This is a genomic window from Sphingomonas sp. BK345 (assembly GCF_014193845.1).
Taxonomy (GTDB): Bacteria; Pseudomonadota; Alphaproteobacteria; order Sphingomonadales; family Sphingomonadaceae; genus Sphingomonas.
The window spans coordinates 231,046-257,372 of the sequence record NZ_JACHZX010000001.1 but is presented as its reverse complement, the minus strand read 5'-3'; the positions used below and the strand labels follow the sequence as shown (position 1 = coordinate 257,372).

Sequence of the window (26,327 nt, the reverse complement as noted above, 5' to 3'; positions counted from 1 at the left end):
CGAGCTTGGGTCGAGGCGAGTCAGGCGGTCACTTACCGGCCGTCGCCCGGTCACGCTTCAGGCGTGGCCGACCGTCACGTTGGCGTCGATCGCGTTCGGCTGCCGCTGGCTCGCGATCGTTGCGGCGCGATGCGCCTGCGAGGCGGAGAGGCCGCCGCGCTCCATCTTCAGCCGCACATCGCTCTCGATCTCACCCGAGAGGAAGAAGGGGTAGAGCGAGCGCTCGCTGACGCCGTCGGCCGCGCGCGTATATTCGGCAACCTGCGCACGGATCTGCGCCACTTCGAGATGCATCAGCTGCGACGGCGCGCCGACCCCTTCATTCTCCTTCAGCCCGCCGACGCGATCGAAGCCGAGCATCGCCTCGTAGAAGCGGCGGTGGCGCGGGTTCACCTCGATGAACAGGTCAGTGCAATCGTAGCGGCACTCGCCGTAGATGAAGATGAAGTGGAAGAAGGCGGCGAGGATCGCCTTCGACTGCACCGACGACTCGAACGCGAACTTGGTCAGCTCACACAGCTGCGCGCCGGGCACGCGGCGATAGGTGTTGAGCTCGTTGCGGAAGGTGTGATCGATCTCCATCCCGGCGGACGAGTCCACCCCGAGAGTGAGCGTGCCGACCAACTCGCCGTCGATGAAGGCGGTGAAGGTCGAGTGGGTCGCGCCCGTCGGGATGCTGTGCGACTCACCATAGCCGCGCCAGCCGTAGCGCTTGTTGAGCAGTGATCGTGCTGCAGCGCGATCGGCCTCACCGGCGGCGACCTTGATCACCAGCGCGTGATTCTGGCCGTCATTGCCGACGATCATGGTCGAGAAGTGGAACGCTTGGCGGAGTGGAGCCAGCGTGTTCTCCAGCAGATTAGCAGATGAGCCGTCGATGTGTCGGCCCAGGTCAAGGGAGCGTGGTGGCATACATCACCTTTGGATCGAGGAACCGGTTGGGCAGTTGAATATTGGACATGCGCTCTCATCGCCGCGGACGCGATGATCGCCGCAGACACACTATCCCGCTCGATATCCAGCAGCGATTGCCAGATGCCGTACGTACATCACTGACAGGCTAATCCTCTCAGCCGCCGCCAGGACAGGCGCGCGACTGATCCGCATCAGAACTAGATTGGACCCCTGGTTTTATCGTTCGTGTTTCATCAGCACGTTGAGCGAGTTCGTTACGGCGTTCTCGCTAGAGCAGATTTAGTTAACAGGTCCTAGTCGGTCCGAGGCGGCGAAAGATGAGTCGTGCGATTTCTCGGATGGACGCTGCGGGCGGCCACGCGGAAGTTCCGCAACGCAACGTTTTTTTGTTGCAACGCAAATGCCCCGAATGGGAGCAGCTATCGTTAATTTTTTGTTCATCCTTCCAGAGCGGCTGTGTCATATCGCGGCCAGGCAGATGAAATCAGGCCGACTCGAATCAAAGGGAGTTCCTATGAAAAGCCTCGTTGCCATCACCATGGCGGCCGCCGCTGCGCTAGGCGCCGTCTCGGCCGAAGCAGCCACCTATCCGGTCGGCTCGCCCAACTTCCAGGCGACCGCCGGCCCGAACGGCACCTTCTCGGGCGCGTTCCGGGTCGAGGGCCTCAAGTCGGGTACCTTCACCGACACCTTCACCTTCACCCTGCCGACCAACGGTCTGGGCAGCGGCACGGTGACCACCAGCGTCACCGACCTCTTCTCGGCCAACGATCTCGATTTCACCTCGGTGACGATCAATGACATCGCCGCGCAGATCACGAAGACCGCCGGCGGCGCGTTCGAGGTCGCCTTCATCAACAACGTGCCGATCGTGGCCGGCCAGCTGAACAAGCTCGTCGTCACCGGCCTGTCGCGCGGCAACGGCGCGTACGGCGGTCAGGCGACCTTCACCCCGGTCAACTCGGCGGTGCCCGAGCCGGCGACCTGGGCGATGATGATCATGGGCTTCGGCGTGGTCGGCTATGCGATGCGTCGCCGTCGCACCGCGGTGCGCTTCAGCCAGGCGATCTGATCCACGTCGGCGGGGCGACCGCCGATCCTGGAGCAAGGGAGGACGGCGCCCCGCGGCGCCGTCCTCCTTCTCGTTTAAGGGCCGCTCAGCGGGTGACGCTGCCCGCCTCGAGCAGGTCGCCGAGTGCGGACGAGGTGCCGAGCCGCAGCACGTAGCGGCCGCGCGGCGTCACCCAGGCGTGCTGCGCCTTGTTCCACACGCTCATCGGATGATGGCTCGCCGCCGGATCGACGGCGATCGTCACGCGCCGCGATTCGCCGGGCGCGAGTGTGACCCGCTCGAAGCCGACCAACCGACGCGGCGGCTGGCGCGCGCCCACCGTGTTGGCGCCGGGCGGCAGCGACAGATAGGCCTGCATCACCTCGGTCCCGGCTCGCGCGCCGATGTTGCGTACCGTGACGCTCGCGCGCAGCACCTTGTCCTCGCCGGCGGGCTCGAGCCGAGGCGTGTCGCTGGCGAAGCGGGTGTATGACAGGCCGTGGCCGAACGGGAAGGCGACGCACGGTGTCGGGCCGCAGTGCGAATCATACCAGCGGTAGCCGATCTCCAGCCCCTCGCTGTAGGTCACCGTCTGTGTCTTGCCGTCGCCCGCGGGGATGCCGGGAAATTGCGCCGGCGCGATCGAGTCGAGGAAGCCGCGTCCGGCGATCGGGAAGGTGACCGGCAGGCGCCCGGTCGGTTCGGCGCGGCCGAGCAGCAGATCGGCGACGATGTTGCCGTCCTCCTGGCCGGGGAACCACACCTCGAGGATCGACGGGCCGGCCGCGCCGAGCAGCGCCGGATCCAGCGCGACGCTGGCATTGTCCTTGAGCACCAGCACGGTCTTGGCCGGCATCGCCGCCGCGGTGGTGGAGCGCGCCGCCAGGATCGCGGCGAGCATCGCGACCGTCCCACTCGAGGCCGCGGGGTTCGCGGGCTCGCCATCGGCGGTGGCGATCGCGCTCGGCTTGGCGACGTACCAGTCGAGCGACAGGCCGGCCGCGGCGGGCTGGGCGAGTTCGTGGCCGTCCTTGCGCGTGAAGCTGGCCCGGTCGGCGCCCTCCTCGGCGTTGGTGCCCGCCATCACCACTACCGCGTCGGCCGCGGCAATCCGCGCGAGCGCGGCGTCGAACGCCCCCACTTTGCCGTCGATCGTGGCGGTGCGGTTGGCGTCGTCGACCAGGATCAGGCTGACCGCCGCGTCGGCGCGGCCGGCCGCGCGCAGCCCGGCGCGCAGGCCGTCGATCGGCGTGACCGTATAAGCGGGTACCACGTCCGAGCTGCCGCCGCCGGCGCCCATCGGCTTGCCGAGGATCGCGCCGCCCGCGATGGCCTGCTGCGCATAGGGTTGGCTCGCCTTGCCGACCAGCGCGATCGTGCGCGCGGTCCGCGCCAGCGGGAGCGCGCCGTTGTTCTGGAGTAGCACCGCGGCGCGCGCGCCGATCGAGCGCGCGGCCCGTCCGCCGGCGGCATAGTCGATCGGCGACTGGCGCAGCGCACGATCGAAAATCCCGGCCTTGAACATCTGGGTGTAGCGGCGCTCCAGCGCGCGATCGATCTGGGCCGGCGCGATCGCGTTCTCGGCGAGCGCGGCAGTGAGCTTGTCGGGCGCCCAGTGGATCGGCGTCGGCATCTCGTGGTCGAGCCCCGCGTCCAGCGCCGGAGCGGTGCTCTTCTGCGCGAAGAAGTCGGTCTGGACATAGCCGTTGAAGCCCCAGTCCTCGCGCAGCACCCCCGTCAACATCGGCTTGTTGGCGCACGCCTGCAGACCGTTGAGGGAATTGTACGAGCACATGACCGCGGCGACCTTGGCGTCCTTCACGCTCATCTCGAACGGGATTAGGTACAGCTCGCGCAGCACCTGCTCGTCGACGGTCTCCTGGATCGTCATGCGGTTCGTCTCCTGCTCGTTGGCGACGAAATGCTTGGCCATGGCGATGATGTTGCCGGCCTGGACCGCACGGATCTCGGCCACCGCCATGGTGCCGGCGAGATAAGGGTCCTCCCCGAAATACTCGAAGTTGCGCCCCAGGATCGGCAGCCGCGCCAGGTTCATCCCCGGCGCCTCGAAGACGTGGAGCGCGAGGTCGTTCATCTCGCGCGCGATCACCGCGCCGAAATCGGCGGCGACCCGCGGGTCGAACGAGGCGGCGACCGCCATGCCGGAGGGCAGGGCGGTCGCCTTGGCCGAGCTGGGGTCGCTGTAGGCGCGGAACATCGAGCGCCGATCCGAGCTCATCGAGTCGCGCACGGCGAGCGAGACGCAGTCGTTCTGGCCGACGCCGACCGGACCGTTGGTGATGCGGAAGGTGGGGATCGCCAGGGCGGCGATGCCGTCGACGTGCCGCGCCCCGAAGCAATTGGGCAACTCGGGCAGTACAGAAGGCTTGCTGCCGGTGAGCTGCTGCATCTTCTGCGGGAGCGTCATCGCGCCGACCAGCGCGCGCGCACGCTCACGCGCGACCGACTCGCGCGCCTCATCCGATCGCGCTGCGCGCTGCTGCTCGACCAGGGCGGGCGCCATCCAGGCGAGCGGCGCCGGCGCCTGCGCCGCGAGCGGCCCGGCCAGCGTCGACGAGACCAGCAGCGCCCATGCGCCGCGACGAGACCATGCCGCCATCCTCACCCTCCCTGTCATAGCCGGCTATGCCGGTCGGGATTGGCCTTACCAGATGTCAGGGAAGTTGCCCAGCGATCGCTGCGCCTCGGCGCTCACAGGTGGAAGCGCAGCGTGCCGCCGACCGTGCGCGGGTCGCTCGGGCTGCCGAGGATAAGGCCCGAGTTGCCGGCCTGAACCGTCAGGTTCTGGATGTAGCGGCGTCGAACAGGTTGCGCGCCCAGACGATCAGCTCCAACCCGCTTGCGGAGCGGTAGTCGAGGTTGGCGTTGGTCAGGTTGTAGCCGCGGATGTAGGTAAAGAGTGGCAGGCTAGGGTCGCCATTATAGCCTCTGCGTGACGCGGTATCGACGTGGAGCGTGAGCGCACCCGCGCCGACAGGCCGGACATAGTCGAGCCCGCGCCTTTAGGGCGCTATATACGACCGTATATAATGCGGATGACGGCACATCCGTGCTCGGTCCAGGTCGCGCGGCGCCGTGCCCGCTTGACCCGGGCCGCGCGCGATGATCGAAGGCGAGGCATGAGCGAGCTGCCACCCAACCGGAACGATGACGCCGGCACCCGCGCCGAGAAGCGCGCGGTTGAGGCGGCGGCGATCCGTCGCCGCTGGATTACCTTGGGCGAGGTGCTCGCGCTAGTGGCGGTGCTGATCTCGGCGCTGACCCTGTGGAGCAATTGGAGCGACCGGCGCGACGACAAGGTCGCCAAGGCCGAGGAGTCGACGCGCGCCTCCTCGCGCGCGACCACGCTGACGCTGGTGGCGTCGGCGGCGTCGAAGGACCGCCTCACGCTGCGACCGGCCGCGGACGCGCAGTCGGTGCAGAGCCAGACCCTGCTGTTCCCGTCCGCGCTCGGACTCGACCCGGTCGAGACCACGGGCGAGCCGCGGATCGAGGGCGACTGGTTCGAGGGCGCGCTGAAGAAGGCGCGCGCCGCGGCGCACCGGCCCGACGACAGTCGCGGGGACGAGCAGATGCCGGTGGCGATCGTCACGCGCTACCTCGTGGACGGCGCACCGCACGAGGACGTCGCGCTCTACGACATCGGCTATTCGATCAGCGGCCATCTGTTCAGCGGCCACAGCATCAGCCTCCGCGGGCTCTCGCTGGTGACACGCGTGCCGCGTGCCAGCGCGCAGGCGCGACTCGACGCGCGCTGGGCGAAGCTGCTGCCGCCGCGCTGACCGGGCGGTAAAGGGCCGGCGATGGCGCCGTGCTCCTGCGCAGGCAGGAGCCCAAGGTCACACGCGCTTCGCTTCGCTAGTCCGGCCTCCTGCGTGCGCGGGAGCGTGACGCCGCGCGAGTGACCGACAGGGTGAGCGTCGCCGCGCCGGAACGTCGGCGGCGAGCCGACCCATTACGGCGAGCCGATCCGTTCCCCGTATCTCCTACACCGCGTCGGCTGAGGTACGATGCTGTGGTCAGCGTGGGGGCGGCAGCATGGGGCGCTATATTCTCAAGAGAGGGTGAGATAGCGCTAGCAAGTGGGCGGAAGCGGCTTAATCGCATCTTCGAACTCCCGAGAAGAATGCGGAGCACGCGGCCCGCCCTGCTCTTGATATCTCAGCGCGGCGGCACGTCATTCTGCGAGATCGGCACCACCTTGATCTCCACGCGACGGTTGGCGGCGCGGCCCTGCTCGGTGTCGTTGGTCTCGATCGGCTGGGTCTCGCCGAAGCCGCGCGTCGCGATCCGCGCCGCCTGCACGCCGTGGCTCGACAGATAGTCCGCCACCGACGTCGCGCGCCGCTCCGACAGGTCCTGGTTGTACGAATCGCTGCCGGTCGAGTCGGTGTGACCGTACACGTCGATATAGGTCTGCGGGTAATCCGCCAGCACGCTCGCCACCTTGTCGAGCGTGCCGCGGAACTGCGGCTGCACGTTCGCCGAATTGTACGCGAAGTTGATCCCCGACGGGATGTTCAGCAGCAGGTCGTCGCCCTGGCGCGTCACCTGCACGTCGGTGCCGCGGGTGCGCTCGCGCATCTCGCGCTCCTGCTTGTCCATATACGCGCCCACGCCCGCGCCTGCGATACCGCCGAGACCGGCGCCGATGATCTTCTCGGTCCGGTCGCGCCGCCCGCCGACGAGGTCGCCGAGCAGATAGCCGCCGAGCGCGCCGCCCAGACCGCCGATCGCGGTCTTCGACATGCGCCGCTCGCCCGTCTCGGGATCGGTGGTGCAGGCCGCGACCGACACCAGCGACAGCGCGGACGCGGCGGCGACCAGCTTGGACGACAGCTTCATGGACTTCCCTTTCCCCAGATCAATGCCGGACAACCCGACGTGCGCGACCATTGTTCCTCCCGCGCTGAATGCGCGATGACGGAGCGAAGCGCCACTTTGCGGATTGTCGCGCGCACGCTTTGCCGCCAAGAGAGACAGCACGAACATGCTACCGCCGTTCCCCTGGATCGACGTCGTCATCATCCTGGCGCTGGTCGCGCTCAACGGCGTGTTCGCGATGAGCGAGCTGGCGATCGTGTCCGCGCGCAAGGCGCGGTTGGAGGCGATGGCGCGCAGCGGCCGGCGCGGCGCCGCCACCGCGATCGAGCTCGCCGCCGACCCCGGCAAGTTCCTCTCCACCGTTCAGATCGGCATCACGCTGATCGGCATCATCGCAGGTGCCTATTCGGGCGCGAGCCTGGGCACGCCCACCGCGGCGCGGCTCGAGGCGTTGGGGCTCAGCCATGCCGCGGCCGAGCGCCTCGGCTATATCCTGGTGATCGGGCTCACCACTTATGCGTCGCTGATCGTCGGCGAGCTCGTCCCCAAGCAGTTCGCGCTGCGCAAGCCCGAGACGGTGGCGGCGCTGATCGCGCTGCCGATGGCCTATCTGGCGCGCTTCACCAAGCCCCTGGTGTGGATGCTCGATTCAACCAGCGCGCTGGCCTTCCGCCTGCTTGGGCTGACGCGCGAGAACGAGGATCAGGTCACCGCGGAGGAGCTTCACCTGATCGTCGCCGAGGCGAGCAAGTCGGGTGTGATCGAGGAGCATGAGCGCTCGATCATCTCGGGCGTGGTGCGGCTCGCCGATCGTCCGGTGCGCGAGGTGATGACGCCGCGCACCGAGGTGGAGTGGATCGACGTCTCGCTCGACGACGCCGCGATCCGCGCCAAGCTGCTCGACGTCGCTCACAGCCGGCTGCCGGTGGCGGAGGGCTCGATCGACTCGGTGATCGGCGTGGTGCAGGCGCGCGACGTCGCGATGGCGCTGTTCCGCGGCGAGACGCTCGACGTGGCGCGGCTGATGCGACGTGCGCCGGTGGTGGTCGACCAGATCGACGCGATGGACGCGCTCGACGCGTTGCGCCGCGCCGAGGTGCCGATGGCGCTGATCCACGACGAATACGGGCATTTCGAGGGGATCGTGACCCCGGCCGACCTGCTCGCGGCGATCGCGGGCGAGTTCGCCTCGGATGCCGACCCCGGCGAGACGCCCAACGTGGTCGAGCGCGACGACGGCTCGCTGCTGGTGGCGGGAACGATGGCCGCGGACGCGCTGGCGGAGCGGCTCGGCATCGATCTGCCCGAGGACCGCGACTACGCCACAGTGGCCGGGCTGGCGCTGGCGGCGTTCCGCAAACTGCCCGCCGAGGGCGAGAGCTTCGAGGAACAGGGCTGGAAGTTCGAGGTGGTCGACCTCGACGGACGCCGCATCGACAAGCTGCTCGTCAGCGAGGCGTGACGTCGGCGCAGTTACGAAGCGTGCGCGCGTTGCTGCTCCACGCAGCACCTCACAGCCGATAACGCGCACTCGCCAGTACCGTTCGCCCCTGATCGCGGTAGCAGAAGCTCGCGGCGCAGGTGACCGGCTCCGCGCCCAGCAGGTTGGTGGCGTTGAGTTGCAACCGCAGTGGCGTGCGCGACGGCACGTCATAATGGACCACCGCGTCGGCGAAGGTGCGCGCGCGATTGCGGATCACATTGGCATCATCGCCCCAACTCGGTCCCAGGAAGCGCACACCCGCGCCGAGCCCGAAACCCCCGCCAGTCGGCGCATAGTCCGCCCAGAGCGAGCCGCTGTGCCGCGGCGTCGCCGACAGATGGTTGCCAGTCGTGCCCGCCGCGCCGCGCCGGATCCGCATGTCGGTGAGCGCGTAGGCCGCGGTGAGGTCGAGCCCTGCGGTCAGGCGCGCGGAGGCCTCCAGCTCCGCGCCGCGGGAGCGTAGATCGAGCTGGACCTGGCGGTTGATCCCGGTCGAGGCGTCGAACACGACGCCGTCGCGCTGGCGGGTATCGAACGCGGCGGCGCTGAGCAGCACGCCGGTGCGCGGCATCCACTTGACGTCGCCCTCATATTGCCGCGCGCTGGTGGGCCGTGCCGGCGTGGCGTCGAGGAGCAGGCCGACGTTCGGCTCGAACGAGGTCGACCAGTTGAGGTAGGGTGTCACACCCTCCGCCACGCGCAGTGTCGCGCCGACACGACCGCTCAGCCGACGGTCGTCGCGGTCGATCGCCGGCGCGTCCGGCACATCCGTGCGCGCGTCGAGCCAGTCGTGGCGGACGCCGGCGGTGAGCCCGAGCGCGCCCGCCTCGACCTGCTCCTGCGCGTAGACGCCGAGCTGGGAGAAGCGTTGGCGCGTGGTCGGCACCAGCGGCGGTCGAGCCAAATAGGTGTCGCTGAGCGGCTCGGTGCCGAAGCCTTCGGCGCTGCGGTAGCGAACGTCATTATAGTCGAGCCCGATCAGCAGCCGATGGCGCACCGCGCCGGTGGTCAGCTCGGCGCGCAACTGATCGTCGAGGTTGACGCTCTTGGTCCAGTCCGCCGCGCGCGCGCCGAGGCGGGTGACCGGCGCGGTCGGGTCGATGACGTAGGAATAGGCCATGTCGACCGTGACGTCCTGCACGCGCATGTTCTGGTGCAGCGACACCGAGTCGCCCAGGCGATGCTCGAGCGCGTAGCCTGCGCGCCACTGGCGATGGGTCAGGTCGTTGAAGCGCGGGTCGCTCAGCGGGATCCGGGTCACGCCGCCGGCGTCGTTGTAGAAGGCCGCGCTCGCCCCCGTGCGCGACCACATATATTCGCCGAGCACGGTGAGATCGGTAGCGTCGCCGAGCCGCGCGGTGGCGGCAGGCGCGAGGAAGTAGCGGTCGTCCTCGAAACCGGCTAGCGACGTGCCGCTGTCGCGCGCCACGCCGGTGACCCGCAGCGCGACACTGTCGCCGAGTGGCCCGGAGACATCGGCGTTGAGCTGGTAGCGGTCGTAGCTGCCCACCATGCCCTGCACCTCGGCGAAGCGGTCGGCACGCGGCCGTTTGCTGGTGACCTCGACCAGCCCGCCCGCGCCGCTGGCACCGTACAGCACCGAGGCGGGTCCGCGCACCACCGCCAGGCGCTCGATGCCATAAGGTTCGTTGCGCCATAGTCCGAGCGGACTGTTGAGCTGACGCATTCCGTCGCGGAACACGCCGGTGTAGGTCGCCTGGAAGCCGCGGATGAAGAAGGCGTCGAAGCGCGGGTCGAAACCGTAGCTGCCGGTGTTCACCCCGGGGATGTAGGCGAGCGCCTCGTTGAGCGTGCGCGACGCGCGATCCTCGAGCCGTCGGCGGTCGAGCAGCGTCACGGACTGCGGTATGTCGACGAGCGGCGTGGCGGTCTTGGTCGCTGTGGCGGTGGTGCCAGTGACGATGACGTCGTCGGCCGTTACGTCCTGCGCGGGCGCGGTGAGTGGCGCGAAGCCGACGCCCGCGATGACGGCGGCGAACAATCGTTGGTACATGCGCGATCCCTTTTCGGAAACGCCCTAGACCAAGTTGCGATTGAGTCGCAACAGCGAACGGCTAAGTCACGCTATGCACACCACTTCGGCGAAGTGACTCACTTCAGCCGACGCTCAGCACCTCGATCGCTTCCTCGCGGCCGTTGAAGGCAACGGTGTCACCCTCACTCGCTCCCAGCAGCGCGCGCGCGAGCGGTGCCGAGAGGGCAAGCAGCCCCGCGGCTGGATTGGCCTCGTCGTCGCCGACGATCGTCACCCGCCGCTCGCGCCCAGCGAGCGTGAAGGTCACAGCGGTGCCGAAACCCACCACGCCGTCGGCGCGCGCGGCCGTCTCGATCGCGGTGGCGCGCCGCGTCTTCCAGTAACGGAGATCGCGTGTGACCGCCTTGCGCGCCTCCTCGTCCTCGGCCGCGGCCAGCGCGTGCTCCAGCTCGGCGACGCGCTCATCGATCAGCGCGCGTCCGCGCGCGGTGACGAGGTTCGGGCCGGGCGGGATCGGCAGCTCGAAGCGCGGCTCGAGATGCTCGTCGTCGCTCTCGCGGCGAAAGGCGACGCTCATCCCAGCTTCCCGAACTGCGCCTCATAGCCGGCGCGATCGCCCTGCGCGAGCAGACGCGCCTGCTCGCGCCAGCGATCACGCTCCATCCGCCCGGTGAAGACGCCGAGCTGCGCGTCGAGCTTTGCAGCCTCGGCGTCGTCAAGCCAGGCGAGCTGGTCGACGCGCGTGATGCCGAGCTCGCCCAACCGCGTCGCGATCTTGGGCCCGAGGCCCTTGAGCAGCGTGATCGGCTGCGCCCCAGGGCCTTCGTCCGCCACCGTCGTCGGCGCATCCGCCGCTGTGCTGGCGGGAGAGGCGTCGAGCGGCGCGGCGGCAACGATCGGCTCATCCCCGAGCGAAGGCTCAAGCGGTGCCGCGTCGGTGGTCGTCGTCCGGACCGGCATAGCGCTTGGGGCGGGCGGCGCCGCCCGTTCCGGCACCGCGTCGTGCCGGTCCTCGCTCGCGCTGTCGTTCCCGCGCATGATCGGCGGCACGCCGTCGGCGGTGTTGGTCACCTCGACGCCGTCGGCGCGCAGCTCCTCGATCCGCTGCTGCTCCTCCGCCTCGGCGGCGCGGCGCCGGGCCTTGAGCCGCGCGCCCCAGATCATCCCGATGACGGTGAGCACCGCCAGCAGGGCGACCAACGCGAGCGCGACCGTGACGAGCACCTGATCCTGCGAGATCGGTTCCAGGGCGAAGCTGGAAGAGTTCATCGGCGGGTCCTAGTGTCGGGCAACATCAGCGGATCAACCATCGGCGCGCGCCTTCGCTCCGATGTCGCGGCGGAAGAAGCCCGTAGGGAAGTCGATCGCGTCCACCGCGCGATAGGCGGCATCGCGCGCCGCAGCGACGTCCGCGCCGGTCGCCGTCACCGCGAGCACGCGGCCGCCGCTCGCCACCAGCATCTCGCCGTCCTGCCGCGTGCCCGCCTGGAACACGGTCGCGCCGGTCGCCTCGGCGGCGTCGATCCCGTCGATCGCGCCGCCGGTGCGCGGTTCGCCGGGATAACCCTCGGCCGCCATCACCACCGTCAGCGCGGCGTCGTCGGCGAAGGCGGGAGCAGGGAGGTCGGCGAGCCGCCCCTCGGCCACCGCGAGCAACACCTCGACGAGGTCGCCCGCGAAGCGCGCCATCAGCACCTGGCACTCGGGATCGCCGAAGCGGACGTTATACTCGATCAGCTTGGGGCCGTCCGCGGTCAGCATCAGCCCGGCGTAGAGCACGCCGACGTAAGGCGTGCCCGCGGCAGCGAGCGCGTCGATCGTGGGGCGCACGATCTCGCCCAGCGCCTGCTCCTCCAGCTCGGGGGTGAGCACCAGCGCGGGGCTGTAGGCGCCCATCCCGCCGGTATTGGGTCCGGTGTCGCCCTCGCCGACGCGTTTGTGGTCCTGCGCCGAGCCGAAGGACGCGGTGGAGGTGCCGTCGCTCAGCACGAACAGGCTCGCCTCCGGCCCCTCCAGCCGCTCCTCGATCACGGCCTCGACCGGCCCCTGCGCGTAGAGGTCGCGGATCGCTGCCTCGGCCTCGGCGCGCGACATCGCGACCACCACGCCCTTGCCCGCGGCGAGCCCGTCGGCCTTGATCACGCAGGTCTCGCCGAAATCGTCGAGACAGGCGAGTGCGCCGTCGCGCGTCGTCACCTTGAAATAGCGCGCCGTCGGGATGCCGACGCGCGCGCACAGGTCCTTGGTAAAGCCCTTCGACCCCTCCAGCTTCGCCGCCTCGCGCCCGGGGCCGAACACCGGCACGCCGATCGCGCGGATGTTGTCGGCGAGCCCGCGCACCAGCGGCACTTCCGGCCCGACGACGACCAGTCCGATCTGGTGGCGTCGGACGAAGTCGATCACCGCGCGGTGATCGTCGACGTCCAGGTCCGCGATCGTGGCGTGCTGCGCGATGCCGGGGTTGCCCGGCGCGGCGAAGAGCGTATCGAGACGGGGAGATTGCGCCAGTTTCCACGCGAGTGCGTGCTCGCGTCCCCCCGATCCCACCAGCAGGATGTTCATGGCCGACCCCCTTTACGATACTCAGGCGGGGCGGCTGGTAGCCGAGGCCACGCCCGGCGACAATGCGATGGCGGTCAGCGTCAGCGAGCTGTCGGGGCGGCTCAAGCGCATGGTCGAGGGCGAGTTCGGCCATGTCCGGCTGCGCGGCGAGATCTCGGGCTACAAGCGGGCGACCTCCGGCCACGCCTATCTGTGCCTCAAGGACGATGCCGCGGTGATCGACGGCGTGATGTGGAAGGGCAGCGCCGCCGGGCTCGCCTTCCGGCCCGAGGACGGGATCGAGGTGGTCGCGACCGGGCGGCTGACGACCTATCCGGGGCGCTCGAAATATCAGATCGTGATCGAGCGGATGGAGCTGGCCGGCGCGGGCGCGCTGATGGCGCTGCTGGAAAAGCTGCGCCTCAAGCTGGCGGGGGAGGGGCTGTTCGACCGCGAGCGCAAGCAGGGGCTGCCGTTCATGCCGCGCACGATCGGCGTCGTCACCTCGCCGACCGGCGCGGTGATCCGCGACATCCTCCACCGGCTCGAGGACCGCTGCCCCACGCACGTGATCGTCTGGCCGGTGAAGGTACAGGGCGCCGGTGCGGCGGAGGAGGTGGCGGCGGCCGTACGCGGGTTCGACGCGCTGCCGGCTGACGGCCCGGTGCGCCGACCCGAGCTGGTGATCGTCGCGCGCGGCGGCGGCTCCATCGAGGACCTATGGGCCTTCAACGAGGAGGTCGTGGTGCGCGCCGTCGCTGCCTGCTCGATCCCGATCATCTCCGCGGTCGGGCACGAGACCGACACGACCCTCTGCGACCATGCCGCCGACCTGCGCGCGCCGACGCCCACCGCGGCGGCGGAGATCGCGGTGCCCGTGCTGGCCGAGCTGCGACTGTCGCTCGACGCGATGCGCCAGCGCACCGAGCGATGCGCGCGCCGCTATGTCGAGCGCGGGCGCGAGCGGCTCGACGCGCTCGCGCGGGTGATGCCGACGCGCGACCGGCTGCTCGGGCCGCAGCGCCAGCGGCTCGACGAGCTGGGCGCGCGGCTCGACCGCGGGCTGGAGCGGCGCGTGACGCGCGCGCGCGGCGAGCTCGACCGCACCGCCGGCGCGATCCGGCCCGCCGCGCTGGAACGGCGGCTGGAGGCGGGGCGGGCGCGGCTCGCCGATCTGGGCCGGCTGGTCGAGAGCCTCAACCCCGACAAGCTGCTGGATCGCGGCTATGTACGGGTAGAGGCCGCGGCCGGCGGCACGGTGACGAGCGCGGACGCGGCGCGCGCCGTAGGGGCGCTGCTGCTCCACTTCCGCGACGGCGCGGTGCCGGCGGAGGTGGGGGAGGGGGCGCCGCGCGAGCCCCGACCCGCCAAGGTTGAGCCGAAGCCGCCGCGCGCCTATTCTGAGAAGCCCGACCAGCCGCGCCTGTTCTGAGAGTTTGCCGATGCTGATGAGCCACACCGACCGACCTGCCAAGCTCCACTATCTCGCCAACGGCTTCCGCGTGCTGGTGCCGGGCGACCATGTCGTGTGCGCGGTGTCGGGTGCGCGTATCCCGCTCGAGGACCTGCGCTATTGGGACGCGGCGACGCAGCGCCCCTTCGCCAGCGCGGCGATCGCGACCGAGGCGCTGGCGCCGCGGTGAGCGGACGGCCGATGGCGGTGATGCTGGCGAGCGCGGCGGCGCTGGTCGGCTGCGTGCCGGCGCCCGCGACCGCGCCGCTCACTGCACCGCCCGCGCCGATGACGGCCGCGCGGGACGAGCCGGCGCCGCGGCTGACGCTGCCCCCGCCGCCAGAACTGGTCTCACCTGTCCTGCTAGGGCTCCCGCCGGCGATCGCGCAGGGCGGCGTCGCGCTCGGCACCGCGCCAGTGGGGACGACGCGGCTGACGCTCGACGGTGCGCCCGTGGTGCTCGCTTCCGACGGTCGGTTCCTGATCGCGGCCGACCGGGATGCGACCGGCACGCTGACATTGACCGCGGCGCTGACCGGCGCGCGCACGCTCACCGCGACGCTGCCGGTGACTCCGCGCGCGTGGCGGCTCGAGCGGCTCGACCGCGTCGCCAAGGTGCCCGTGCCCGACGCCGATTTCGCGCGCCGCCGCCCCGCCGAGCTGCGCCAGATCGCCGCCGCCCGCGCGGTCGGTGCGAACTCGGACGGCTGGCGCCAGCGCTTTCACTGGCCGGTAACGGGACGGATCTCGGGGCTGTTCGGCGCGCAACGGATATATCGCGGCCAGCCCGGCAGCTATCACGGCGGCGTCGACGTCGCGCGCGGCGAGGGCACGCCGGTGGTCGCCCCGGCCGACGGCGTGGTCACGCTCGTCGCCGACCCGCCGTTCACGCTGGAGGGGCGACTGCTGATCCTCGACCATGGCGCCGGGCTGACCAGCGCCTTCCTCCACCTGTCGCGGATCGACGTGCGGGTGGGGCAGCAGGTGCGCCAGGGCGAGCCGATCGGGTTGGTCGGCCGCACCGGCCGCGCCTCCGGGCCGCACCTGCATTGGGCGATGACGTGGCGCGGCGTGCGGATCGATCCGCAGCCGGTCGCGGGGGCGATGCCCGCCGGCTAGCTCAGCGCAGCCGCAGCGCGCGATAGCTGCGGCCGTCGACGTTGAGGAAGAAGGCGCCCATCGTGCCCTTCCGAATCCGCACCTTGGCGCCCGCCTTGGGCGGGAAGGGCATGGCGTCCGTGGTCTGCCACACCGGGTTACCCTCATCCGCGAGCGTGATCTCGCCGCGACCGTTGGCGCCGGGGCGCGCGCTGCGGACCGTGGTGTTGATCTCGCTGAACGTCTCGCGCTGATCGGTCTCGCCGCGGTCGGCGCCGCCGCCGAGCAGACCGAGATCGGGCAGGTTGAGCCCGAACACGGAGCGCCGCGCCCGCCGAACGTCGGCGCGATCGACGATCCGCACGTCATTCTGTTTGACCGCCTGCTCGAGCGCGGCGCTCGCCTTGTCATAACAGGCGAGCCGCTCGCCCGCTTCCGTGATCGCGCGGCAGGCCGCCAAGCCGTCGAGGACGCGCTGTGCGCCGCCGCTCGACTGCGCTCTCACCGGCGCCGCCGCGAGAACAGCCATGGTGGCGGCTGCCGTCCAAAGTGGCCGCATCGTCACACTTCTCCCCTGTCACCGACCTGCCAGGGCCGGTAGCACACCATTCTTCATCTGTGTCATTGAAGTTACACTCTTTCAAAAACGCCATCGAGCAGGCGCGCCATGTTGCTGTGCAGCGTGGCTTCACGGTAGCCAACGGCATCCCGGGCGGCCGCGCCGTCCCGGAGCACATTCTGTGAATGCCGGAAAACCGGCCACAAAAGGGGACTGAACTCTATGCTGAACGCCTATCGTTCGCGCCTGCTCACCTCGACGCTGCTGGTCGGCGCCGCGGTGATCGCCGCCCCGGCGACCGCGCAGACCGCCGATCCCGCCAGCCAGCCGAAGACGGGCGTGCAGAGCACCGACCCCAATGCGCCGGCCGCCGGCATCTCGAGCCAGGACTCCGCCCCGCCCGCCGGCGAGACCAGCTCGGGCGACATCGTCGTCACCGGCACGCTGATCCGCAACCCGAACCTGGTCGCGTCGAGCCCGGTCGCGGTGATCGGCCAGGAAGAGATCCAGCTGCGTCAGCGCAACACCGCGGAAGAGCTGCTGCGTGACCTGCCGGGCGTGGCGCCGTCGATCGGTTCGGCGGTGAACAACGGCAACGGCGGCTCCGCATTCGTCGACCTTCGGGGTCTCGGCAACTTCCGCAACGTCGTGCTGCTGGACGGCAAGCGCATCGCGCCGTCGAGCACTGTCGGTCGCGTTGACCTCAACAACATTCCGCTCTCGCTGGTCGAGCGCATCGACACGCTGACCGGCGGCGCGGCCACCACCTACGGCGCCGATGCGGTGTCGGGCGTGGTCAACTTCATCACCCGCTCGGACTTCTCGGGCATGGAGCTGAACGTCTCGGAGGGCATCACCGAGCGCGGCGACGGCGAGCAGACTCGCGTCGATCTGACCGTCGGTGCCAACTTCGACGACGGCCGCGGCAACGCGGTGCTGTCGATCGGCTACCAGAATTCTGACCCCGTCTACATGGACGCGCGTCGCTTCTCGCAGAACAGCTACACCTCGACCAGCGGCTCGCCGGGCGGTTCGGGCACCACGGTCCCGTCGCGCTTCAACCTCGCCGGCCTCGCCGGCCGCGGCAACGCCGGCTTCCAGTCGGGCAACTTCCAGATCAACCCGACCTCGGGCGGGCTGCAGCAGCCGGTGCAGCCGTTCAACTTCAACCCGTACAACGTCTTCCAGGTCCCGTTCCAGCGCTACAACATCTACGCCGCGGGCCACTACGATGTCTCGGACAGCGTGCAGGTCTACAGCCGCGGTCTGTTCTCGAAGAACACGGTGAGCACCGTGATCGCGCCGTCGGGCATCTTCGGCTCGTCGCTCGCGATCCCGTTCTCGAACCCGTATCTGCCGGCGGCGGCGCGTTCGCAGTTCTGCGCCAACAACCCGACCTTCAACGCGCAGAACCAGCAGGTGGCGCAGCTCACCGCGGCGCAGTGCGCCGCGGCGGCGGTGGCGACCGATCCGACCGATCCCAACTTCCGCTATTTCACCACCACGACCAACCGTCGTACCACGGAGACGGGCTCGCGCATCTCGGACTATGTCACGACGATCTTCGACTATAACGCCGGCGTGAAGATCGGCATCACCGATCGCATCAACCTCGATCTTGGCGGGTCGTACGGTGAGTCGGAGAACACGCAGACGATCCGCAACTACGCGCTGACGTCGCGCTTCCGCTCGGCGGCGTTCGCCACCAACACCGCGACCTGCCTCGGCGGCGCGCCGGGCGGTGCGGACATCACGGCGGGCACGGGCTGCGTCCCGGTCAACCTGTTCGGCCCGGCTGGCTCGATCTCGTCGGATCAGGTGTCGTATCTCACCGCCGACAGCACCTCGTCGAACCGCACCTCGCTGGCGCAGGTCCGCGCGCTGCTGACCGGCGACGTCGGCTTCTCCTCGCCCTTCGCCAACGAGCCGATCGGCTTCGCGCTCGGCGGCGAGTATCGCAAGTACACCGCCAGCCAGAACTCGGACACGCTGTCGCAGACCGCGGGCGAGCTCGGCGGCGCGGGCGGCGCGGCGCCGACCTTCGCCGGTGGCTACAACGTCTGGGAAGCGTACAGCGAGGTCATCGTCCCGCTCGTCGAGGACAAGCCCTTCTTCAACAGCCTGACGGTCGAGGGCGGCGTGCGCTACTCGGCGTACAAGGTGGATGCGGTCGGCAGCCCCAGCTACGACACCTGGACCTACAAGGGCGCGGGCACGTGGGAGCCGTTCGGCGGCCTGAAGATCCGCGGCAACTACCAGCGCGCGGTACGTGCGCCGAACATCGGCGAGTTGTTCAACCCGGTGAGCACCGCGCTGACCAACCTGTCGTATGACGCGTGCGCCGGCGCCGCGCCGGTGAACAACGCGACGCTCGCCGCGGTGTGTATCGCGCAGGGTGCCCCGGCCTCGACGATCGGCAGCATCGAGACGCCGACCGCGGCGCAGGCCAACTTCACCGCGGGTGGCAACCTCAACCTGCGTCCGGAGAAGGCGAACAGCTTCACCGTGGGCGTGGTGCTGCAGCCCGATTTCGTGCCGGGCCTCTCGATCTCGGTCGATTACTACAACATCAAGATTCGGGACGCGATCTCGCAGCTCACCGCGGGCAGCGCCTACAACCTGTGCTTCGGCGATCAGGCTGGCAGCGGCATCACCTCGGCCAGCGCGACGAGCGCGGCCTGCCTCAACATCGTCCGCAACCCCGTCACGGGCGCGCTGGACGGTGATCCGGCGACGACGCGTGGTCTGATCATCACGCCGAGCAACGCCGGTACGATCCTGACCGACGGTATCGACCTGAACGTCGGCTATCGCCGTGACTTGGGCGTCGCCAAGCTGAACCTGAGCTTCCAGGGCAACTGGACGTCGCGCTCGCAGTTCCAGGCGGCGCCGGGTTCGGACGTGCTGCGCTGCGTCGGCCTGTACGGCCAAAACTGCGGTTCGCCGGGTTCGGCCGGTCCGAGCTCGTCGGCGGGTTCGCTCCAGCCGGAGCTCACCTGGAATCAGCGCACCACGGTGTCGATCGGTTCGGCCGACATTTCGCTGCTGTGGCGTCACCTCGACAAGATGCGCGTCGAGCCGGGCGTGACGACCTTCAGCGGCACGATCGAGTCGGGCCCGCTGGCGGGCCGTCAGGTCAACTTCGGCCGCATCCCGGCCTACAACTACCTCGACCTGGCCACCCGCTTCGGCGTCACCGACAATTTCGACCTGACGCTGACGGTCACCAACCTGCTCGACAAGGATCCGCCGCTGGTCGGTGGCACCGTCGGGTCGACCTCGTTCAACAGCGGCAACACCTATCCGTCGACCTACGACGCGCTGGGCCGCCGCTTCGTGGTGGGCGCGCGCATCAAGTTCTGATCGCGACTCATTGACGAGACGTTTGGGGGTGGGCTTCGGCCCGCCCCTTTTCGTATCTGGTCGCGGCGCCCTTGCGCGGCCACGTGCCGCCGCGCACATCGCGCCGGATGGATCCGGTGGTCACCCGCTTCGCGCCCTCGCCGACGGGGCGGCTGCATCTCGGCCACGCCTATTCGGCGATCCGGGCGCACGATCACGCGAGGGAGCGCGGCGGGCGCTTCCTGCTGCGCATCGAAGACATCGACGGCACCCGCAGCCGCCCCGAGCATGTCGCCACGATCCTCGCCGACCTCGCCTGGCTCGGGCTGACGTGGGACGGGGAGGTGGTTCACCAGTCGCGGCGACTGGGACGCTACGCCGCTGCGCTGGAGCGGCTGCGCGCGATGGGACTGCTCTATCCCTGTCTCTGCACCCGCGCCGAGATCGCCGAGGCAATGAGCGCGCCGCACGGGGCGTCGCCGCTCTATCCGGGGACCTGCCGCTCTCTCCCCGCGGCCGACCTGTCGCGCCCGCATGCCTGGCGGCTCGACATGGCCGCGGCGGTCGCACGCGCCGGTGCGCTGGAGTGGAGCGACGCCGGTCGCGTGGTTCAGGCCGACCCGCTGGCGCAGGGGGACGTGGTGCTCGCGCGCAAGGACGCGCCCGCCAGCTACCATCTCGCGGTCACCGTCGACGACGCCGCGCAGGGTGTCACCGATGTCGTGCGCGGCGTCGACCTGTTCGCGGCGACGCACGTCCACCGCCTGCTCCAGGCGCTGCTCGAGCTGCCGGTGCCGCGCTGGCACCATCACGCGCTGCTGACCGGCGCGGATGGCGAGCGGCTCGCCAAGCGCCACGGGGCGCCAGCGCTCGCGGTGCTGCGCGAGCGTGGCGAGGACGGGCGCGCGCTGGCCGAGCGGTTGCGCGCGGGCGACTTCCCAAAGCCCTCCGCAATCCCTACCTTCGACACATGAACACCTTCCTCGTGATCCTGCTGGTGGCGGCGATGATCGCCACCGTGGTCGCTCTGGTGCGCGGCATCGTCTCCTTCCTCCAGGAAGCGTCCGCCGACGCGCGCGGCGAAAGCGGCGGCCCGACGGCGGCGCAGCTCAAGAGCAACCGCATGATGCAGCAGCGCATCCTGTTCCAGGCGCTGGCGGTGCTGGTCGTCGTCGTGCTGCTCTTCGCGGCTGGCCGCACCTGATCCGTAAGGTGGTCAAGCTAAATCGCATCTACACCCGCACCGGCGACGCGGGCACGACCGGGCTGGTCGACGGCAGCCGCGTGCGCAAGGACGACGCGCGCATGGCCGCGATCGGCGACGTCGACGAGGCCAACAGCGCGATCGGCGTCGCTGCCGAGACGCTCGCCGACGTCGGTCATGTCGCGGCGCTGCGTCGCGTTCAGAACGATCTGTTTGACCTGGGCGCCGACCTCGCCACGCCGGGCGACGACTTCACGCCGTCCGAGATGGTGCTGCGGGTGGTGCCGGCACAGGTGGAGCGGCTCGAGCACGAGATCGACTCGCTCAACGCCGATCTGCCGCCGCTGACCAGCTTCGTGCTCCCTGGCGGGGCGGCCGCGGCGCTCCATCTCGCGCGCGCGATCGTGCGCCGGGCCGAGCGCAGTGCCGTCGCGCTGTCGCCGCACGCCAACCCCGCCGCTGTCATGTATCTGAACCGCTTGTCCGATTTCCTGTTCGTCCTGTGCCGCGCCGTGAACAAAACGGCGGATGGCGACGTTTTGTGGGTCGCGGGGGCCAATCGTTAACCTAGGATAAGGCGCCGGCGAGCGTCGCGCGGGCGTGGGGTCGGGCGCGGCGGGTTGGGAGACGATCCGATGGCAGCGCTGCCTGATCTGAAGACCGGCGAGTCGTCGCTGGGCGACCGCTACCGCGGTGTCCGTGCGCTGAGCGAGGCACTGGTGGCGCCGCTCTCGGACGCCGACGCGACCGGCCAGTCGATGGACGATGCCAGCCCGGCCAAATGGCACCTCGCGCATACCACCTGGTTCTTCGAGACGTTCGTGCTGCGCGACCATGTCGCCGGCTATCAGCGCCACGACGAGCGCTTCCCCTTTCTGTTCAACAGCTATTACGAGGCCGAGGGACGCCGCCACGCGCGCGCGCGGCGCGGCATGATCACGCGCCCGACGCTCGACGAGGTGCGCGGCTATCGCGCAGCGGTCGACGCCGCCCTGATCGACGCGCTCCCCAGCCTGCCGGAGGCGGCGCGCGAGCTGGTCGCGCTCGGCTGTCACCATGAGGAGCAGCATCAGGAACTGCTCGTCACCGACATGCTCCATCTCTTCGGCGAGAACCCGCTCGAGCCCGCGATCTGGTCGGCGGCGCGCAAGGTGCCGGTGGCGATGCCGGGCCCGATCGGCTGGATCGAGCGCGGCGAGAGCGTCGTCGAGGTCGGCCATGCCGGCGAGGGGTTCGCCTTCGACTGCGAGGGGCCGCGACATCGCGCCTTGCTCGCGCCGCATGCGCTCGCCGATCGCACGGTGACCAACGGCGAGTGGGCCGCCTTCATCGCCGACGGCGGGTATGCGACGCCGCGCTGGTGGCTCGCCGACGGCTGGGCCTGGGTGCAGCGCGAGGGCGTCGGCGCGCCGCTCTACTGGGAACAGCGCGACGGCGTGTGGACCCGCTTCGGTCTCGACGGTCGCCGCGCGATCGACCCCGCCGCGCCGGTCACGCACGTCAGCTTCTACGAGGCCGACGCCTATGCCAGCTGGGCGGGGGCGCGGCTGCCGACCGAGTTCGAGTGGGAGGCCGCGGCCGCTGGCCATGACCCCGCCGGCGGCAACCAGCTCGATCGCGCCGGCGCGGTCGAGCCGCGCCCTGCGAGCGACGGTCCTGCCTTCTTCGGCGACGTGTGGGAGTGGACCGGCTCGGCCTATCGCCCGTACCCCGGCTTCCGCCCGGTCGAGGGCGCGGTCGGCGAGTATAATGGCAAGTTCATGAGCGGGCAGTTCGTCCTGCGCGGCGGCAGCTGCGCCACGCCGCGCGGCCATGCGCGCGCCAGCTACCGCAACTTCTTCTACCCCCATCAGCGCTGGCAATTCACCGGCGTTCGTCTCGCGAAGGACCTCTGACATGCTCAAGCCCGAGATCGACGACGGCCAGGCCAGCCTCGCCGATCCCCAGTTCCGCGCCGACGTGCTCGCCGGGCTCACACGCCGCCCGCGTGCGATCCCCGCGCGCTGGTTCTACGATCATCGTGGCTCGCAGCTGTTCGAGCAGATCACCGAGCTGCCCGAATATTACCCGACCCGCACCGAGACGGCGCTGCTCCACGACCTCTGCCCAGAGCTGCGCCAGCTCGCCGGACGGGGGCGTGCGGTGGTCGAGTTCGGCTCGGGCTCGTCGACCAAGACGCCGGTGGTGCTGCGCTGCGTCGAGCCCGCCGCTTATGTGCCGATCGACATCTCGGGCGACTTCCTGCGCGAGTCGGCACAGGCGCTGGCGCAGGCCTTCCCCGGTCTACCGGTGCTGCCGTTCGAGGGCGATTTCACGCGCCCGCTGACGTTGCCCGCTCAGGTCGCCGATCTGCCCAAGCTCGGCTTCTTCCCGGGCTCGACCATCGGCAATCTGATCCCGCTCGCCGCGGTCGACCTGCTGCGCGCCATGCGCGCCTCGCTGGGCGAGGGGGCGATGCTGCTGATCGGCATGGACCGGATCAAGCGGCCCGACGTTCTGCTACCCGCCTATGACGACGCGCAGGGCGTCACCGCGGCGTTCAACCTCAACCTGCTCGAGCGGATCAACCGCGAGCTTGAGGGGACGATCCCGCTCGACGCTTTCCGCCATGGCGCGGTGTGGAACGACGATCGCGCGCGCGTGGAGATGCACCTGGAGGCGCGTCGCGACGTGTCGTTCGAGGTGGACGGGCGCGCGTTCGACATCGCCGAGGGCGAGACGATTCACACCGAGAACAGCCACAAGTACGGCGAGCGCGACGCGCGAATCCTGCTCCGCAGCGGCGGCTGGACCCCGGTGCGCGAATGGATCGACGACAAGGGCCTGTTCGCGGTGATCCTCGCCGAGGCGCAGCCCGAGCGGCCCGCGCCCTGACGCAGAGCATCGCGGGACGCTGATACGAGAACGGCCCCGGCATCGCTGCCGGGGCCGTTCGCATTGATGAGGTGGCTTTCGCGGCGTCCAAGGAGATCTTGCTCCTGCGTCCGCAGGAGCACGGCGCTCACTCAGTCGCGGTCGCCGGTCAGGAAGGCCGGGGCGAACGCGGGCGCATCGCCCTCGTCGCCGCCTTCCTTGGCGCCGCCCTCGGCGCGCTCGCGGCGCGGGCCACGGCCCTCGCGGCGCGGACCGCGGTCACCGCCGCGATCGCCGCCACGGTCACCGCCGCGACCACCGTCACGCCCGCCGCCCTCGCGGCGCGGGCCGCGATCGCTGCGCTCGCCGCGCGGCTCGCGCGCGGGACGGGTGTCCTCCAGCTCAGCGCCGGTCTCCTGGTCGACGACGCGCATCGACAGGCGGACCTTGCCGCGCGGGTCGATCTCGAGGACCTTGACCTTCACTTCCTGGCCCTCGGTGACGACGTCACCCGGCTTCTCGACGCGCTCGTTCTTCATCTCGGAGACGTGGACGAGACCGTCCTTGCCGCCCATGAAGTTCACGAAGGCGCCGAAGTCGACGATGTTGACGACCTTGCCGTTGTAGATCTTGCCAACCTCGGCTTCCTCGACGATGCCCTTGATCCAGTTCATCGCCGCCTCGATCTGCGCGCCGTCCGACGAGCTGATCTTGATCACGCCCTCGTCGTCGATGTCGACCTTGGCGCCGGTGGTGGCGACGATCTCGCGGATCACCTTGCCGCCGGTGCCGATCACGTCGCGGATCTTCGACTTGTCGATCTGCATCGTCTCGATCCGCGGCGCGTGCGCCGACAGCTCGGTGCGGGTCTCACCCAGCGCCTTGTTCATCTCGGCGAGGATGTGCGCGCGGCCGTCCTTGGCCTGCGCCAGCGCGACCTTCATGATCTCCTCGGTGATACCGGCGATCTTGATGTCCATCTGAAGGCTGGTGATGCCCTCGGACGTGCCCGCCACCTTGAAGTCCATGTCGCCGAGGTGATCCTCGTCGCCGAGGATGTCGCTGAGGACCGCGAAGTCCTTGCCCTCGAGGATGAGGCCCATCGCGATGCCCGAGACCGGACGCTTGAGCGGCACGCCCGCGTCCATCAGCGCCAGGCTGCCACCGCACACCGTCGCCATCGACGAGGAGCCGTTGCTCTCCGTGATGTCGCTGGTGACGCGGATCGTATAGGGGAACTCCTCCTTGGTCGGCAGCACCGGGTGCAGCGCGCGCCACGCCAGCTTGCCATGGCCGATCTCACGACGACCCGGCGCGCCGAAGCGGCCCACTTCACCGACCGAATAGGGCGGAAAGTTATAATGCAGCATGAAATGCTGGTACGACAGGCCGTTGAGCCCGTCGATCATCTGCTCGGCGTCGCGTGTGCCCAGCGTCGTGGTGGCGATCGTCTGGGTCTCGCCGCGGGTGAACAGCGCCGAGCCGTGCGCGCGCGGCAGGAAGTGGACCTCCGCGGCGATCGGGCGCACCGTCTTGGTGTCGCGCCCGTCGATGCGGCGGCCGCTCTTGAGGATCGCGCCGCGGACGATATCGGCCTCGAGCTTCTTCACCAGTTTCAGCGTGCCCAGATACTGCGCCGGGTCGCTCTCCTTGAGGTCGGCGAAGGCCTCGCGCGCCTTGGTGCGCGCGGCGTTGAGCGCGTTCTGACGCGCCTGCTTGTCGGTCAGCTTGTAGGCCGCCTCGACGTCCTTGCCGATCGCCTTCTTCAGCTTGGCCATGGTCGCCGACTTGTCGTCGACCGGAGCGAGCTCCCACGGGTCCTTGGCCGACTGCTCGGCGAGGTCGATGATCGCGTTGATCACCTGCTGCGACGCCTTGTGCGCGAACATGACCGCGCCCAGCATCACCTCTTCCGACAGCTCCTTGGCCTCGGACTCGACCATCATCACCGCGTCGTGCGTGGCGGCAACGACCAGGTCGAGCTCGCCCTCGGCGACCTCGCCGTCGGTCGGGTTAAGCTGATACTCGCCGTCCTTGTAGCCGACGCGCGCGCAGCCGATCGGGCCCATGAAGGGCACGCCCGAGATCGTCAGCGCCGCCGAGGCCGCCACCATCGCGACGATGTCGGGCTCGTTCTCGCCGTCATACGAGAGCACCTGCGCGATGCAGTTGATCTCGTTGTAGAAGCCTTCGGGGAACAGCGGGCGGATCGGGCGGTCGATGAGACGGCTGATCAGCGTCTCGCGCTCGGTCGCGCCGCGCTCGCGCTTGAAGAAGCCGCCGGGGATGCGGCCGCTGGCGGAGAATTTCTCCTGATAGTGGACGGTGAGCGGGAAGAAGTCCTGCCCCTCCTTGACCGTCTTGGCAGCGGTCACCGCGCACAGCACGACCGTCTCGCCGAGCGTCGCGATCACGGCGCCGTCGGCCTGACGCGCGACGCGGCCGGTCTCCAGGGTCAGCGTCTTGCCGCCCCACTGGATTTCCACTTTCTTGGTGTCGAACATATCATTTCCTTCACTCCCCGGTGCGGATCACCGAGGGGCCTGCGAGTGGGCCAGTAGCGGCCCAGGGAAGGGCGGACCTTATTGTCCGTCCTCCCGCGCCGGCTCCAGCGGACCGGCCGGGCGCTCCCGCGCCCCTGCTTGCTGGATCCCGGATCGAAGTCCGGGATGACAAAAGGGGCGGACCTTGCGGGCCGCCCCTTTGTGTCACTTGCGAAGACCGAGCTTCGCGATGAGGGCGACGTAGCGGTCGCCGTCCTTCTTGCGGAGATAGTCGAGCAGCGAGCGCCGCTTGTTGACCATCATCAGCAGGCCGCGGCGGGAGTGGTTGTCCTTGGCGTGGCCCTTGAAGTGCTCGGTCAGATTCTTGATCCGCTCGGTCAGGATCGCGACCTGGACCTCGACCGACCCGGTGTCGCCATCGGCGCGGGCGTGATCCTTGATGACTTCCTGGCGGCGTTCAGCGGTGATCGTCATTTATCTTCC

General features: G+C 69.7%; 22 protein-coding genes. 12 read left to right on the top strand and 10 right to left on the bottom strand.

Features of this window, described 5'->3' with window-relative positions; genetic code table 11:
* Window positions 1-57: 57 nt before the first annotated feature.
* Window positions 58-807 (bottom strand): N-acyl amino acid synthase FeeM domain-containing protein, encoded by a 750-nt coding sequence (locus FHY03_RS01165; RefSeq protein ID WP_183928212.1) that lies wholly within the window; start codon window positions 805-807, stop codon window positions 58-60.
* Between the two features lie 622 nt (window positions 808-1,429).
* Here FHY03_RS01165 and FHY03_RS01160 point away from each other — a divergent pair.
* The gene (locus FHY03_RS01160; RefSeq protein ID WP_183921231.1) at window positions 1,430-1,987 is read left to right on the top strand and encodes an FxDxF family PEP-CTERM protein; all 558 of its coding nucleotides are present in this window, start codon (window positions 1,430-1,432) and stop codon (window positions 1,985-1,987) included.
* Between the two features lie 85 nt (window positions 1,988-2,072).
* On the opposite strand, the gene FHY03_RS01155 is transcribed toward FHY03_RS01160, so the two are convergent.
* On the bottom strand, window positions 2,073-4,586 hold the full coding sequence (locus FHY03_RS01155; protein ID WP_221189943.1) for a beta-glucosidase: 2,514 nt from the start codon (window positions 4,584-4,586) through the stop codon (window positions 2,073-2,075).
* Window positions 4,587-5,106: 520 nt separating this feature from the next.
* Here FHY03_RS01155 and FHY03_RS01150 point away from each other — a divergent pair.
* Window positions 5,107-5,769 (top strand): hypothetical protein, encoded by a 663-nt coding sequence (locus tag FHY03_RS01150; RefSeq protein ID WP_183921230.1) that lies wholly within the window; start codon window positions 5,107-5,109, stop codon window positions 5,767-5,769.
* A 379-nt stretch (window positions 5,770-6,148) separates the two neighbouring features.
* Here FHY03_RS01150 and FHY03_RS01145 read toward each other — a convergent pair whose 3' ends face one another.
* Window positions 6,149-6,832 (bottom strand): OmpA family protein, encoded by a 684-nt coding sequence (locus tag FHY03_RS01145; RefSeq protein WP_183921229.1) that lies wholly within the window; start codon window positions 6,830-6,832, stop codon window positions 6,149-6,151.
* Between the two features lie 145 nt (window positions 6,833-6,977).
* Between FHY03_RS01145 and FHY03_RS01140 the strand changes: the two genes are divergently transcribed.
* On the top strand, window positions 6,978-8,273 hold the full coding sequence (locus tag FHY03_RS01140) for a hemolysin family protein (RefSeq protein WP_183921228.1): 1,296 nt from the start codon (window positions 6,978-6,980) through the stop codon (window positions 8,271-8,273).
* A 49-nt stretch (window positions 8,274-8,322) separates the two neighbouring features.
* On the opposite strand, the gene FHY03_RS01135 is transcribed toward FHY03_RS01140, so the two are convergent.
* From FHY03_RS01135 to purD, 4 genes are all read right to left on the bottom strand, one after another.
* On the bottom strand, window positions 8,323-10,308 hold the full coding sequence (locus FHY03_RS01135; RefSeq protein ID WP_183928210.1) for a TonB-dependent siderophore receptor: 1,986 nt from the start codon (window positions 10,306-10,308) through the stop codon (window positions 8,323-8,325).
* A gap of 103 nt (window positions 10,309-10,411) precedes the next feature.
* On the bottom strand, window positions 10,412-10,867 hold the full coding sequence (locus FHY03_RS01130) for a GreA/GreB family elongation factor (protein WP_183921226.1): 456 nt from the start codon (window positions 10,865-10,867) through the stop codon (window positions 10,412-10,414).
* A complete protein-coding gene (locus FHY03_RS01125) occupies window positions 10,864-11,559 on the bottom strand; it encodes a hypothetical protein (protein WP_183928208.1) in 696 nt (231 codons plus the stop codon). The genes FHY03_RS01130 and FHY03_RS01125 overlap by 4 nt, the downstream gene beginning before the upstream one ends.
* Window positions 11,560-11,592: 33 nt before the next feature.
* Window positions 11,593-12,852 carry a phosphoribosylamine--glycine ligase gene (gene purD / locus FHY03_RS01120; RefSeq protein ID WP_183928206.1) on the bottom strand — a complete coding sequence of 420 codons (1,260 nt, stop codon included), beginning with the start codon at window positions 12,850-12,852 and terminating at the stop codon, window positions 11,593-11,595.
* Between purD and xseA the strand changes: the two genes are divergently transcribed.
* From xseA to FHY03_RS01105, 3 genes are read left to right on the top strand one after another with little or no spacing between them, the layout of a single operon-like run.
* On the top strand, window positions 12,851-14,263 hold the full coding sequence (xseA, locus tag FHY03_RS01115) for an exodeoxyribonuclease VII large subunit (protein ID WP_183928204.1): 1,413 nt from the start codon (window positions 12,851-12,853) through the stop codon (window positions 14,261-14,263). The genes purD and xseA overlap by 2 nt on opposite strands.
* A 10-nt stretch (window positions 14,264-14,273) precedes the next feature.
* Entirely contained in the window at window positions 14,274-14,474 is a 201-nt protein-coding gene (locus tag FHY03_RS01110) for a DUF2093 domain-containing protein (protein WP_183921222.1), read from the top strand.
* The gene (locus FHY03_RS01105) at window positions 14,471-15,403 is read left to right on the top strand and encodes a M23 family metallopeptidase (protein WP_311721274.1); all 933 of its coding nucleotides are present in this window, start codon (window positions 14,471-14,473) and stop codon (window positions 15,401-15,403) included. Before FHY03_RS01110 ends, FHY03_RS01105 begins: the two co-directional genes overlap by 4 nt.
* Window position 15,404: 1 nt before the next feature.
* On the opposite strand, the gene FHY03_RS01100 is transcribed toward FHY03_RS01105, so the two are convergent.
* On the bottom strand, window positions 15,405-15,911 hold the full coding sequence (locus FHY03_RS01100; protein ID WP_183921221.1) for a hypothetical protein: 507 nt from the start codon (window positions 15,909-15,911) through the stop codon (window positions 15,405-15,407).
* Window positions 15,912-16,163: 252 nt separating this feature from the next.
* Here FHY03_RS01100 and FHY03_RS01095 point away from each other — a divergent pair, with 252 nt between their 5' ends.
* The 6 genes from FHY03_RS01095 to egtD all read left to right on the top strand — a co-directional run bounded on the left by FHY03_RS01095 (window position 16,164) and on the right by egtD (window position 23,361).
* Entirely contained in the window at window positions 16,164-19,304 is a 3,141-nt protein-coding gene (locus tag FHY03_RS01095) for a TonB-dependent receptor domain-containing protein (RefSeq protein WP_183928202.1), read from the top strand.
* A gap of 107 nt (window positions 19,305-19,411) precedes the next feature.
* Window positions 19,412-20,257, top strand: coding sequence for a tRNA glutamyl-Q(34) synthetase GluQRS (gluQRS, locus tag FHY03_RS01090; protein ID WP_183928200.1), 846 nt, complete (start codon window positions 19,412-19,414; stop codon window positions 20,255-20,257).
* Window positions 20,254-20,487: a twin transmembrane helix small protein gene (locus tag FHY03_RS01085; RefSeq protein WP_183921218.1), complete on the top strand. Its 234-nt coding sequence runs from the start codon at window positions 20,254-20,256 to the stop codon at window positions 20,485-20,487. The genes gluQRS and FHY03_RS01085 overlap by 4 nt, the downstream gene beginning before the upstream one ends.
* Window positions 20,488-20,495: 8 nt before the next feature.
* Window positions 20,496-21,053, top strand: a complete 558-nt coding sequence (locus tag FHY03_RS01080; protein ID WP_183928198.1) for a cob(I)yrinic acid a,c-diamide adenosyltransferase — start codon at window positions 20,496-20,498, stop codon at window positions 21,051-21,053.
* 69 nt (window positions 21,054-21,122) lie between these two features.
* Window positions 21,123-22,382 (top strand): ergothioneine biosynthesis protein EgtB, encoded by a 1,260-nt coding sequence (gene egtB, locus FHY03_RS01075; protein ID WP_183928196.1) that lies wholly within the window; start codon window positions 21,123-21,125, stop codon window positions 22,380-22,382.
* Between the two features lies 1 nt (window position 22,383).
* The gene (gene egtD, locus FHY03_RS01070; protein ID WP_183928194.1) at window positions 22,384-23,361 is read left to right on the top strand and encodes an L-histidine N(alpha)-methyltransferase; all 978 of its coding nucleotides are present in this window, start codon (window positions 22,384-22,386) and stop codon (window positions 23,359-23,361) included.
* A 131-nt stretch (window positions 23,362-23,492) separates the two neighbouring features.
* On the opposite strand, the gene pnp is transcribed toward egtD, so the two are convergent.
* Together pnp and rpsO are read right to left on the bottom strand one after the other, a co-directional pair.
* Window positions 23,493-25,844, bottom strand: coding sequence for a polyribonucleotide nucleotidyltransferase (gene pnp, locus FHY03_RS01065; RefSeq protein WP_183921214.1), 2,352 nt, complete (start codon window positions 25,842-25,844; stop codon window positions 23,493-23,495).
* Between the two features lie 204 nt (window positions 25,845-26,048).
* A complete protein-coding gene (rpsO, locus tag FHY03_RS01060; protein WP_132910206.1) occupies window positions 26,049-26,318 on the bottom strand; it encodes a 30S ribosomal protein S15 in 270 nt (89 codons plus the stop codon).
* Between the last annotated feature and the right edge of the window lie 9 nt (window positions 26,319-26,327).